Below are 12,990 nucleotides of genomic sequence, written 5' to 3'. Positions count from 1 at the left end.
TGTAGTTATACTTAATAAAAAATAACGTAGATGAAATTTATAGTATCAAGTAGCCAATTACTAAAACAATTACAAGTTTTAGGAGGTGTAATTAATAGCAGTAATACTTTACCAATTTTAGATAATTTCTTGTTTGAACTTAACAGCAACGAATTAAAAATTTCGGCTTCAGATTTAGAAACTACCATGAGTACTAGTATAGAAGTTGAGTCGGATTCAGAAGGTGCAGTAGCTATTTCTGCTCGTTTACTTTTAGATACTTTAAAAACATTTCCTAATCAGCCTTTAACATTTAAAACTGAAGAGAATAATACTATTGAAATTAGCTCTAGTCACGGTAAATATGATATGGCTTATTTTGATGGAAGTGAATTTCCAAAAGCAGTTTCAATTAGCTCACCAAGCACAACTGTTATTCCTGGAAATGTGTTAGCAACTGCTATTTCAAAAACTATTTTTGCTGCTGGAAACGATGATTTACGCCCAGTAATGAGTGGTGTATTCTTTCAATTTAGTACAGAAAGTTTAACATTTGTAGCAACTGATGCTCACAAATTAGTGAAATATTCTAGAACAGATGTTACTGCTGATGCAGCTGCTGAATTTATTATGCCAAAAAAACCTTTAAATTTATTAAAAGGAATTTTAGGTGGTATTGATAGTGATGTTACTATTGAGTATAATGATGCAAATGCAAAATTCACATTTGACAATGTAGTTTTAGTTTGTAGATTAATTGACGGAAAATATCCAAATTACGAAGCGGTAATTCCAAAAGAAAACCCAAATAAACTTACTGTTGATAGAGGAACATTTTTAAACTCTGTAAAACGTGTTTCTATTTTCTCTAGTAAAACAACACACCAAATTAGATTAAAAATGGCTGGAACTGAATTAAACATTTCAGCTGAAGATATAGATTATTCAAATAAAGCAGAAGAGCGTTTAGCTTGTGAGTACCAAGGTGATGATATGCAAATTGGTTTTAACTCTCGTTTTTTAACCGAAATGTTAAGCAACTTAAATTCTGATGAAGTTTTAATTGAAATGAGTTTACCAAACCGCGCAGGTATTTTAACACCTGCTGATGGTGTAGATGATGGTGAATTTGTAACAATGTTAGTTATGCCAGTTATGCTAAATAGCTAGTTTAACAAACAAAAAACATAAATAAAACCACAACTTTTTGTTGTGGTTTTTTTATTGCAATACAATTAAAATTATTTTTGTTTTTTCTTATTTCTTGGTAATACTTCTTCAGGAAATGGGAATAAAATAGTTGAATTTTTTTCTGAAGCTATGTTAGCCAACGTTTGATATAAACGTAATTTAATTGCTGAAGGAGATTGATCAATTAATTTACCAGCCTCTAATAACTTACCTGCTGCTTGCTCCTCTGCAAGTGCTAAAATAATACGAGCTCTTCTAGAGCGCTCTGCTTCGGCTTGATTCGCCATCATGCGTCTCATATTTTCAGGTAATTGAATGTCTTTAATTTTTACATCCATAATTTCAATACCCCAATCTTTAGTTTCATTTTCAACAATAGACTTAATATTTTTCCCCATTTCTTCTCTTTTTGATAAAATGGTATCTAACTCAACCTTTCCACAAACATCTCTTAAAGCTGCTTGAGACAATTGAGTTATAGCAAAATTAAATTCTTCTACTTCAAGTACAGCTTTTTCAGGATCATTCACTTTAAAAAAAACAACACCATCAATACTACAAGGTACGTTATCTTCAGTCATAACTTCTTGTGATACAATATTAATTGTTATTACACGTATATCAACTACTTGAATGGTTTCAACAAATGGAATAACCCATCTAAACCCTGGCTCTAGGATTTTGATATATTTTCCAAATCTAAATTTTAATGCTCTTTTATATTCAAAAATAATTCGTATTCCTCCTAATAAAAACAATGCAAAAAGAATACTAAAAAATATGGTAAAACTCATAATTGAGATTTTAAATTAAATAGAGGTTGTAAATAGTAAAAGCAAAATAATAAGTATATTTAACTTTAAAGTTTTAAAAAATTAAATAGGCTATAAACCTTTTAATTAGTTAATTATCATTCACTTAAATTTACAAATTATATAGTTCCTATCAAAATAATAAACCACTTAAAAACTACTCTTTCAATTTTTACTATTTAGAATTATTTATTCTTAAATTAGTATAAAATATAAAACCGTTAACATATAAACTTATGAAAATTAATAGAAGAGATTTTATTGCAAAAACTTCTTTAGCTAGTAGTTCTTTATTAATTCCGACTGAAATTTTAGCTGAAAATTTACTTTTTAAAAACTCTAAAACTCCAAAAAAATTAGAACTCTTTCTTTTTTCTAAATGTTTACAGTTTTTAAATTATAAAGAAGCATGTATTGCCGCTAAAGAAATGGGCTTTGATGGATTAGATTTAACTGTTAGACCAAAAGGGCATGTATTACCTGAAAATGTAAAAGAAGACCTTCCAAAAGCAACTGAACATATGAAATTACATGGACTAACACCTAAAATGATGTCTACCAATGTAATTTCTGCAACTAACCCTGTAGATATATCTGTACTTGAAAATGCCAAAAAATTAGGTTATGAAATTTATAGAACTGGATGGTTAAAATATAACAGTAGTTTTTCAATTCAAGAGAATTTAACAAAAGCAAAAACCGAATTTACACAATTAGCTGAACTTAATAAAAAAATAGGAATTAGTGGTGGCTACCAAAACCATAATGGTCTTTATATTGGATCACCTATTTGGGATTTAGCTCAAATATTATCAGATATTTCACCATTAAATTTGGGATCTCAATACGATATTATGCATGCATCTGTTGAAGGTGGAAAAAATTGGGAGTTAGGTCTTAAATTAATAAAACCCAATATAAACTCAATAGTATTAAAAGATTTTAAATGGGAGAAAATAAATAATAAATGGAAAGTTGTTTACACACCTCTTGGAGAAGGCATGATTGACTTTCACCATTATTTTTCAATACTTAAAAAATACAATATTCAAGTTCCTATTTCACTACATGTTGAATATGATTTAGGTGGTGCAGAACATGGTAAAATTCCAACAATGGATACTTCAAAAATAGTGCATAAAATTAAAAAAGATGTAGAATTTATTAATAAAACTTGGAAACAGGTAAATATTCAACAATAAAAACATCTAAATCTTTAAATAAATCATAATTTTTGTTGAAGTTTTATATTGTTTATAAACTCCTTTTTTTGTAACATTGTTTATGAAATCAATTCTATGAATATACTTGCTCATCTTTATCTTTCAAAAAGCAACAAAAATATACTAATTGGAAACTTTATTGCTGATGCCGTTAAAGGTAAAAGTTATAAAAACTATTCAGAAGAAATTCAAATTGGAATTTTATTACATAGATATATTGATTCTTATACAGATACCCATCCAATTGTTAAAAAAAGTATGCACCGTTTAAATGAACGCTATAGACATTACGATGGAGTTATTATTGATATTTTATACGATCACTTTTTAGCGAAAAATTGGGATGCTTACTCTAATACTCCTTTACCATTTTATGCAAAAGAAACATATAACTTTTTAAATGAAAATATTGATATTTTTCCTGAAAGAATTCAAAAAATGCTTCCATTTATGATACAGTATAATTGGCTTGAAGCTTATAGATCTTTAGAAGGAATTGAACGTGTTTTAATTGGAATGAATAAGCGTACTAAAGAAAAATCTCAAATGCATCTAGCTATCAACGATTTAAAAGAACATTACAACGAATTTGAAAATGATTTTACCACTTTTTTTAAAGATTTAATTTTATTTTCAGAAAAAAAAACCCACTATTTATCTCTACAATGAAAAAACTAATTACCCTACTTTTAATACTATTTATAAGTATTCAATGCAAAAAAATAACAACTTTTAAAAAAACTAGTTACCAAGGTCTAATTGCTGAAAAAGCAATAGTTGTTAGTGCCAGAAAAGAAGCTTCAAAAATTGGGTTGCAAATTTTAAAAAAAGGTGGAAATGCCTTTGACGCAATGATAGCTACCGAATTTGCTTTAGCTGTGGCATATCCTTTTGCCGGTAATCTTGGCGGTGGCGGGTTTATGGTTTATCGAACTAAGAATGGTGAAATTGGAGCGCTTGACTACCGTGAAAAAGCACCATTATTAGCTTCAAAAAAAATGTATCTAGATAAAGATCAAAATATTATCAAAGGTAAAAGCACTATTGGACCTTTAGCAATTGGAGTACCAGGAACTGTTGCTGGGATGTTTGAAGTACATAAAAAATTTGGCTCATTACCTATTGAAGATATTATTCAACCAGTAATTGATTTAGCAAAAAAAGGAGTTGTTGTAACTAAAAAACAAGAAAAACGACTAGCGAGTTATTTGCCTTCATTTAAAAAAACAAATAAAGATTCTATTCCATTTTTTAATGTTTGGAAAGAAAACGACACCATTAAATATCAAAATTTAGCAATAACCTTTGAAACTATTTTAAAAAATGGAGTTGAAGAATTTTATAAAGGTGAAACTGCTAAAAAATTAGTTAAATTCATTCAAAAAGAAGGAGGAATAATAACCCTCGAAGATTTAAACAAATACAAGGCTGTTTGGAGAGAACCAATAGTTTTTAATTACGATAACTTAAAAGTTATCTCAATGTCTCCTCCTTCAAGTGGTGGTATTTGTTTAGCGCAAATAATGAATAGCCTAGAACCCTTTGATTTACATAATTACAAACACAACTCAACTAAAACTATTCAACTTATTACTGAAGCCTCTAGAAGAGCTTATGCAGATAGAAGTTATTTTTTGGGAGATCCAGATTTTGTTAAAATACCTATTGACACACTTATAGATAAAAACTATTCAAAAAAAAGAATGGAATCTTTTTCTTTTGAAAAAGCCACATTATCTTCAACTGTTTCACATGGTAATATTCAAATTGTTGAAAGTAACGAAACAACACACTATTCTATTATAGACCAATTTGGAAATGCAATTTCCGCAACAACAACCTTAAATGGTGGTTATGGATCGAAATTATATTGTAATGAATTAGGTTTCTTTTTAAATAATGAAATGGATGATTTTAGTAGTAAACCTGGAGAACCAAACATGTTTGGATTAATTGGAGCAGAAGCAAACTCTATTGCTCCTGAAAAACGCATGTTAAGTTCCATGACACCAACTATTATTGAAAAAAACAATAAACTATACATGTCTCTAGGAACTCCAGGAGGTTCCACTATAATAACTTCGGTTTTACAAACAATTTTAAATGTACATGAGTTTAACATGGGAATGCAACAAGCTGTAGACCAACCTAGATTTCACCATCAATGGTTACCTGATGTTATAAAAATGGAACCTAATAAATTTGACAGTATTACTAAAAATAATTTATTGAATTTAGGATATAATTTAGATGAAACAAATTCACCTATTATTGGTAAAGTTAATGGTATTTTAGTTTTAGAAAATAAAAAACTAGAGGCTGGAGCAGATAAACGTGGAGATGATGAGGCTGTTGGTTTTTAATAATCATTATATTTGCGATTAGTTACACTAAATTATGACTTCAAACACTATAACAAACGGAATTTTAAAAGCAATAGGAATATTAATTGGAGTTTTTTTATTACTCTATTTCCTTTTTAAAATTCAATCTATACTTATATACATTGCAATAGCTGTTGTTTTATCATTAATTGCCCGACCAATAATCCGTTTTTTTAAAAGAACTCTAAAACTCCCAAATACAATTGCTGTGATAATTGCAATGCTATTTATTTTAGGAATTTTTGCTGGTTTAATTGGTATGTTTGTTCCGCTAATAATAAAACAAGGAGAAAATTTATCACTTCTTAACATTGAACAATTACAAGGAAATATTGAAAACCTTTTAAATCAAATAAATAATTATTTTTTAGCACGTAATATTGACATTTTAAACGAAATTAAAAAAGCTGATTTATTTAATAATGCAAAAGAAATACCAAATCTATTTAACACAATTGTTGGTACCATTGGTAATTTAAGTATTGGTTTATTTTCAGTAATTTTTATTGCTTTCTTTTTTATGAAAGATACTCATTTAGTCGAAGATTCAATCTATGTAATTGTACACGATAAAAGTGAATCTAAAATTAGAAAATCAGTTTCAACCATCAAAAATTTGCTTTCTAGGTATTTTATTGGACTTGTATTTCAAATAACAATTCTATTTTTAATTTACACTATAACCTTATTAATTTTTGGAATAGAAAACGCAGTTGTAATCGCTTTTTTATGTGCTTTACTTAACCTAATTCCATATTTGGGACCATTAATTGGAGGTTTTTTAATGATGTTTTTAACCATGAGTAGTAATTTAGGTTTAGACTTTCAAACAGAAATTTTACCTACCACTATTTATGTTATGATAGGGTACTTAATTGCCCAATTAATTGATAATTTTTTAAGTCAACCTTTAATATTTTCAAATAGTGTTAAATCACATCCTTTAGAAATTTTTCTAGTAATAATGATTGCTGGAACTTTATTTGGCGTAGTTGGAATGATAGTAGCTATACCAACATACACAGCAATTAAAGTTATTTTAAAAGCTTTTCTTTCTGAAAATAAAATAGTTAAATCTTTAACTAAAAATCTATAATACAAACATATTTTACAATACAGCAAGTAATTATTATTGAATACAAAAATATTAAATACGGAAGTTCAAGAGTTTATAAATTCAAATTTAAAATCAGATATAACAAAACTAATTTTAAAAGGAAGTCCTTTTGAAACTATTTCAATTCAAGAAATAGCAGAACAAATAGTAGCAAAAAATAAAGCTGAAAAAAAACTTACAACGTGGTTTAGAGCCAAAAAAATTTATTACCCAAATAAGTTAAATCTTGAACAAACCTCTTCAGAAATTACAGCAAAATATAAATCTGACCTAGTTTCGGGTAACTCACTAGTAGATTTAACTGGTGGATTTGGAGTAGATAGCTACTATTTTTCAAAAAAAATGAAAAATGTAGTTCATTGTGAAACAAACAAAAAGCTTTCACAAATTGTAAAACATAACTTTCACAAACTAGATACTGTAAATATCGAAACTTTTACTGGAGATGGTTTTGAATATTTAAATAATATAAACAGCGTAGATTGGATATATATAGATCCTTCAAGAAGAAACGACCTAAAAGGTAAAGTTTTTTTACTAAAAGATTGCCTTCCAAATGTTCCAGAAAATATAGATTTCTTATTTAAGAAAACTAAAAATATTTTACTAAAAGTTTCTCCTATATTAGATATTACAAGTGCTTTAAATGAACTGAAACATACAAAAGAAATTAGTATAGTAGCTGTAAATAATGAAGTTAAAGAACTACTCTTTTTACTTGAAAAGGAATATACTGGTTCCACACAAATTAAAACAATTAATTTTTCAAAAAACAAACCTCAACTATTTAATTTTAAATATGGTGAAGAAGCTACTTTAATTTTTGATCAACCTACTACCTATTTATACGAACCAAATGCAGCAATATTAAAAAGTGGTGGATACAATTTTATTCCCGAGAAATTCAATGTAAAAAAATTAAATAAAAATTCTCATTTATTTACTTCAACAGAATTAATAGATTTTCCCGGTAGATCTTTTAAAATTGTTTCAATTCTAAACTACAACAAAAAGATTTTAAAAAAATACCTCAAAAATAATAAAGCTAATATTACAACTAGAAACTTTCCAGATTCTGTAGCTCAAATCAGAAAAAAAACAGGAATTTTAGATGGAGGAAATGATTATCTATTTTTCACTACTAATAACCAAAACAAACTTATTATAATTGCGTGCTTAAATTTACACTTATCCTAAATTTAAACAAATAGCATGATTTACCAAATAAACAGTGTTTTTTAGGTAACATTACGTTTTTTATTATTTTACTAAACATCTTGTTTTTAAAAAATTAATGTTATATTTGTCATATAAAGCGAGTCCCTAAAATAACAAATTTTTACGGAGAGAATTTGTTATTACATCAATTAACTGATAGTTAATATTGATAAAACTGCTTTTTTAATCTCCAACATAGAAATTTTTTCATTAAAATTTAAAAGGTTTAAATTATTGATTATTAGAACATTAATAATTTAAGACACTTTACTCTTACTTGATTTTTAAAAATTTAAAAAAGTTAAGCAGGAATTTTTTTGCTTTTACGTAAGATTTTTCTACATTTGATGCTCTTACTAATCATTTAATTCTTACAAAAAATGAAAAAATTAAAATTAATTTTCGGATTACTTATGGTATCTGCTTTTGTAGCAGTAACAGTTTTAAACTACACTACTAGTGATAATCAAGCAATTAAAAAATCTCACATTATCTTACCTAGAAACGGATAAAAAACTCATTAAAATATCATACTAAAAGTTAAAAATAACACCACAACATAATTAGTTGTGGTTTTTTTTTATCTGGGCTTATATTTATTGACTTTTCATTAATTATATCTATATTTGTTTATAGTTAATTATTATTTACAGCAATAAACCCCACATGAAAAAAAACAAAAAAACTTCGTTACTTCTAGGGAGTTTAATTACATTAATTATTTGTATTTCTCCTTATTTATTATATATACATAACAACATACCTGATGATTTGACAGAAATAGAAACTTTTCTAGGTACAATTAAAGGTGGGTATTATCAACTTGCACAAACTTATGTATATTTCTTTTTTTCAAAATTTGTACCTCTTTTTCTTCTAATTATATGGTTTATCACTAATAAACATTGGTGGGTACATGCTATACTGATTCCTATTTCGGTTTATCTATTTCAATTAATATCTGTAATTTATGACAGTGAGGAATTTTTAGATGAAATTGAATTTATATATACAATTCCAATATTAGTTATCATCATTTTAATACTTTATTATTTAAGAAGCAAACTTTCTATATACATCCAAGCAGTAGATTTAAAAAAAGAAATGGATGAAACCATGGGTAGCGATTTCTAAAATTAAAATTCACCCAACTTTAATAAGTCAAAACTATATTAAATATGTATTTATAAATTCCATAAAAAAACCTTCAAAAATGAAGGTTTTTTTATTTAGTTAATTAATTTAACTAATGATCCCTCCATAATAGCAGCAACTACATCAGGGTTAAGTAGAGTTGAAATATCTCCTAAATTTGATGTTTCATTTTCAGCTATTTTACGTAAAATTCTACGCATAATTTTTCCTGAACGTGTTTTTGGTAAACCTAACACAAATTGAATTTTATCCAATTTAGCAATAGGTCCAATAGTTCTTGCAATTAAACCGTTGATTTCTTTCTTTAAAAAATCTTCATTTTCAGGTGTTTCATATACAATAACATACGCATACAAAGCATTTCCTTTAATATCGTGCGGATATCCAACAATGGCAGATTCAACAACATTTGAATGTTCATTAATAACATTTTCTATTGGAGCTGTTCCTAAATTATGACCAGAAACTATAACTACATCGTCTACTCTACCGGTAATTCTATAATTACCTTCTAAATCTCTAAACGATCCGTCTCCTGTAAAATATTTACCCGGAAAAGCAGAAAAGTATGTTTCTTTATAACGTTGGTGATTTCCATAAATAGTCCTCGCCATTGAAGGCCAAGGATATTTTATACATAATTTCCCTTCCGAAGGATTTGATTCTAACTCATCTCCATTTTCATCCACTAAACAAGGCTGAATTCCAGGTAAAGGTCTTGTTGCAAATGTTGGTTTTGTAGGTGTAACACCTGCCAATGGAGAAATCATTATTCCTCCAGTTTCCGTTTGCCACCAAGTATCTACAATTGGAGATTTTTGTTTACCAATTTTTTCGTTGTACCAGTGCCAAGCTTCTTCATTAATTGGTTCGCCAACGGTTCCTAATACTTTTATAGATGAAATATCATGCTTTTCTATTAATTCATTTGATTGAGCAGCTAATGCTCTAATTGCAGTTGGCGCTGTATAGAATTGATTTACTTGATGTTTTTCAACAATTTGCCAAAAACGCCCATAATCCGGATATGAAGGAACTCCTTCAAACATTAATGTAGTTGCACCAGCAGCTAAAGGCCCATAAACTATATAACTATGACCCGTAATCCAACCAATATCAGCGGTACAAAAATACACATCACCATGATTATATTGGAAAACATTTTTAAAACTGTAAGCAGTATGCACCATATAACCAGCACAAGTATGTACCATTCCTTTTGGCTTACCTGTTGAGCCTGATGTATATAAAATAAACAGCATATCTTCTGCATCCATTTCTTCCGCAGGGCAAACATCATCTACTTTTGCTAATTCTTCGTGCCACCAAACATCTCTACCAGCAACCATAGTTACTTCAGAATTAATTCTATTTAATACAATTGAAGTTTCAATAGTTGGACATGTTTCTAGGGCCTCATCAGCTATAATTTTTAAATCAACTGCTTTACTACCTCTATTTACACCATCGGTAGTTAATAGAATTTTACATGAAGCATCATTAATTCTTGTTGAAAGTGCTACTGCAGAGAAACCTGCAAATACTACAGAATGTACTGCACCAATTCTAGCACAAGCTAAAACTGCAATGGCTAATTCTGGAACCATTGGCATATAAACACAAACTCTATCACCTTTTACAACGCCTTTATTTTTAAGCACATTGGCAAATTTGCTAACTTCAGAATGCAATTCTTTATAAGTAAGTATTCTATTTGACTCTTCAGGATCGTTTGGTTCCCAAATAATTGCAGCATCATCTCCACGTTTTTCTAAATGACGATCTAAACAATTTTCAGTAATATTTAATTTTGCACCTTTAAACCATTCAAATTTTGGTTTTTCCCAATCAAACTCAACAACTTTATCCCATTTTTTACGCCACGTAAAGCTTTCAGCAATTTGAGACCAAAACCCTTCAGGGTCATTTACACTGTGTTGGTAAGACTTATAATATTTTATGAAGGAATCAACTTTTAAATCGGCTAATGTTTGTTTTTCCTCTTCTGTTGCATGTGCATAAACTCCAATTTTATGTAATTTGAATTCATGCGTAATTTCGTTGATAATTTCAGGGTCATCAATTGTTGAAGGGATATTATAATCTACTCCATCAGCAATATTTCGCAATAATTTTCGAAGAATTTTTCCTGAACGCGTTTTAGGTAATCTTTGAACTAATAATACTTTTTTTAAAGAAGCAACAGGTCCAATTTGTTTTCTAACTTCTTTAACAATATTAAATTCTAATTCAAAACTAGAAACATAATCACCCGATTTTAAAACAACCAATGCTAAAGGAACTTGCCCTTTTAATTCATCTGCAATTCCAAAAACTGCACATTCAGCAACCGAAGGATTTGAAGAAACAACTTCTTCCATTTCAGCAGTTGATAATCTATGGCCGGCTACATTAATAACATCATCAACCCTTCCTGTTATAAATATATAACCATCATCATCTGTATAACCTCCATCACCCGAAAAATAATAATTTGGAAATTTTTTTAAATACCCATCTACATATCTAGAAGTATTTCCCCAAATATTTAATAAAGTTCCTGGAGGCATTGGTAATTTAACCGCCACAAAACCTTCTTCATTTGCACTTAATTCTTTTCCTTCTGCACTTAAAATTTTAATATTATATCCACTAACTGGTTTTGCCGAAGAACCTGGCTTTACAGGCAATGGTTCTACTCCCATCATATTTGATAACATTGGCCAACCCGATTCAGTTTGCCACCAATGATCAATTACTGGAATGTTTAATTTCTCTTCCAACCAATGTAATGTAGCAGCATCGCATCGTTCACCAGCCAAAAACTGGTATTTTAAACAACTTAAATCGTACATTTTTAATAATTCACCATCAGGATCTTCCTTTTTTATAGCTCGAATTGCTGTTGGAGCAGTAAACATAACTTTTACATTGTTTTCACTAATTATTCTCCAAAAAGTACTTGCATCAGGTGTTTTTATAGGTTTACCTTCAAAAATAACGGTAGTATTTCTATTTAAAAGTGGAGCATAAACAATATAACTATGGCCAACAACCCAACCAACGTCTGATGCTGCCCAAAAAACATCTCCCTCTTCAACATTGTAAATGTTTTTCATTGAATATTTTAAAGCTGTCGCATAACCTCCTGTATCACGAATAATACCTTTTGGTTTCCCTGTGGTTCCAGAAGTATATAAAATATATAACGGATCGGTTGATTTCATTTCAACACAATCAACAGGCTTTGACTTTTTAACTAACTTTTTATAGCTAATATAACGCTCTGTTTTAGGGTTATTAGCTCCTAAATTACGTTGATAAACAATTACCTTATCTGGTTTATGTGTTGCCAATTTAATGGCTTCATCAACCATTGGCTTATAAGCTATTAATCGATCAATTTCCATTCCTGAAGTTGCAGTAATAATAGCTTTTGGTTTACAATCATCAATTCTAATTGCTAGTTCATGAGGTGCAAACCCTCCAAAAACTACTGAATGAATTGCGCCAATTCTTGCACAAGCCAACATGCTAAATGCTGCACGAGGCATCATTGGCATATAAATAATTACTGTATCACCTTTTTTAACACCTAAATCACGTAATCCTCCTGCTAAACGAGCTACTTCACTTTTTACTTCATTAAATGTGAAATTTACTTTTTGTTGGGTTACCGGAGAGTCGTAAATAATTGCTACTTGCTCACCATAACCATCTTCAATGTGTTTATCTAAAGCTAAATAGCACATATTTAAAGTTCCATCTACAAACCATCTATCAAAACCATTTTCATCTTTCGATAAAATATTTTTTGGTTTTTTATACCATTTTAATTGATTGGATTGTTCTTTCCAAAATTCTAATGGATTCTCTATACTATAATTGTAATGTTTTTGGTAGCTCATATT

General features: G+C 28.7%; 10 protein-coding genes. 8 read left to right on the top strand and 2 right to left on the bottom strand.

What is annotated here, in order from left to right:
- Positions 1-30 precede the first annotated feature (30 nt).
- Positions 31-1,149, top strand: coding sequence for a DNA polymerase III subunit beta (gene dnaN / locus R3X25_RS08235; RefSeq protein ID WP_317673723.1), 1,119 nt, complete (start codon positions 31-33; stop codon positions 1,147-1,149).
- A gap of 71 nt (positions 1,150-1,220) precedes the next feature.
- Here the strand turns inward: dnaN and R3X25_RS08230 are convergent, their stop codons facing one another.
- Positions 1,221-1,964: a slipin family protein gene (locus R3X25_RS08230; RefSeq protein ID WP_317673721.1), complete on the bottom strand. Its 744-nt coding sequence runs from the start codon at positions 1,962-1,964 to the stop codon at positions 1,221-1,223.
- Between the two features lie 254 nt (positions 1,965-2,218).
- Here R3X25_RS08230 and R3X25_RS08225 point away from each other — a divergent pair, with 254 nt between their 5' ends.
- The 7 genes from R3X25_RS08225 to R3X25_RS08195 all read left to right on the top strand — a co-directional run bounded on the left by R3X25_RS08225 (position 2,219) and on the right by R3X25_RS08195 (position 9,058).
- The gene (locus R3X25_RS08225) at positions 2,219-3,184 is read left to right on the top strand and encodes a sugar phosphate isomerase/epimerase family protein (RefSeq protein ID WP_317673719.1); all 966 of its coding nucleotides are present in this window, start codon (positions 2,219-2,221) and stop codon (positions 3,182-3,184) included.
- 96 nt (positions 3,185-3,280) lie between these two features.
- Positions 3,281-3,874, top strand: coding sequence for an acyl carrier protein phosphodiesterase (locus R3X25_RS08220; protein WP_317673717.1), 594 nt, complete (start codon positions 3,281-3,283; stop codon positions 3,872-3,874).
- Positions 3,871-5,568, top strand: a complete 1,698-nt coding sequence (ggt, locus tag R3X25_RS08215; protein ID WP_317673715.1) for a gamma-glutamyltransferase — start codon at positions 3,871-3,873, stop codon at positions 5,566-5,568. The genes R3X25_RS08220 and ggt overlap by 4 nt, the downstream gene beginning before the upstream one ends.
- A 34-nt stretch (positions 5,569-5,602) precedes the next feature.
- Positions 5,603-6,685: an AI-2E family transporter gene (locus tag R3X25_RS08210; RefSeq protein WP_317673713.1), complete on the top strand. Its 1,083-nt coding sequence runs from the start codon at positions 5,603-5,605 to the stop codon at positions 6,683-6,685.
- Between the two features lie 36 nt (positions 6,686-6,721).
- On the top strand, positions 6,722-7,903 hold the full coding sequence (locus R3X25_RS08205) for a THUMP-like domain-containing protein (protein WP_317673711.1): 1,182 nt from the start codon (positions 6,722-6,724) through the stop codon (positions 7,901-7,903).
- A gap of 401 nt (positions 7,904-8,304) precedes the next feature.
- Positions 8,305-8,436 (top strand): hypothetical protein, encoded by a 132-nt coding sequence (locus R3X25_RS08200; protein WP_317673709.1) that lies wholly within the window; start codon positions 8,305-8,307, stop codon positions 8,434-8,436.
- Between the two features lie 154 nt (positions 8,437-8,590).
- Positions 8,591-9,058 carry a hypothetical protein gene (locus tag R3X25_RS08195; RefSeq protein WP_317673707.1) on the top strand — a complete coding sequence of 156 codons (468 nt, stop codon included), beginning with the start codon at positions 8,591-8,593 and terminating at the stop codon, positions 9,056-9,058.
- A gap of 95 nt (positions 9,059-9,153) precedes the next feature.
- Here R3X25_RS08195 and acs read toward each other — a convergent pair whose 3' ends face one another.
- Positions 9,154-12,987, bottom strand: a complete 3,834-nt coding sequence (gene acs, locus R3X25_RS08190) for an acetate--CoA ligase (RefSeq protein WP_317673705.1) — start codon at positions 12,985-12,987, stop codon at positions 9,154-9,156.
- Between the last annotated feature and the right edge of the window lie 3 nt (positions 12,988-12,990).

The sequence above is a fragment of the Lutibacter sp. TH_r2 genome, from assembly GCF_033101135.1.
Lineage (GTDB): Bacteria > Bacteroidota > Bacteroidia > Flavobacteriales > Flavobacteriaceae > Lutibacter.
Note: the sequence above shows the minus strand (reverse complement) of the source record. Positions and strands in the feature narration are given on the sequence as shown.

Coding starts and splice junctions, on each gene's coding strand:
- dnaN (WP_317673723.1), top strand. CDS start 31: ATGAAATTTATAGTATCAAGTAGCCAATTACTAAAACAATTACAAGTT.
- R3X25_RS08230 (WP_317673721.1), bottom strand. CDS start 1,964: ATGAGTTTTACCATATTTTTTAGTATTCTTTTTGCATTGTTTTTATTA.
- R3X25_RS08225 (WP_317673719.1), top strand. CDS start 2,219: ATGAAAATTAATAGAAGAGATTTTATTGCAAAAACTTCTTTAGCTAGT.
- R3X25_RS08220 (WP_317673717.1), top strand. CDS start 3,281: ATGAATATACTTGCTCATCTTTATCTTTCAAAAAGCAACAAAAATATA.
- ggt (WP_317673715.1), top strand. CDS start 3,871: ATGAAAAAACTAATTACCCTACTTTTAATACTATTTATAAGTATTCAA.
- R3X25_RS08210 (WP_317673713.1), top strand. CDS start 5,603: ATGACTTCAAACACTATAACAAACGGAATTTTAAAAGCAATAGGAATA.
- R3X25_RS08200 (WP_317673709.1), top strand. CDS start 8,305: ATGAAAAAATTAAAATTAATTTTCGGATTACTTATGGTATCTGCTTTT.
- R3X25_RS08195 (WP_317673707.1), top strand. CDS start 8,591: ATGAAAAAAAACAAAAAAACTTCGTTACTTCTAGGGAGTTTAATTACA.
- acs (WP_317673705.1), bottom strand. CDS start 12,987: ATGAGCTACCAAAAACATTACAATTATAGTATAGAGAATCCATTAGAA.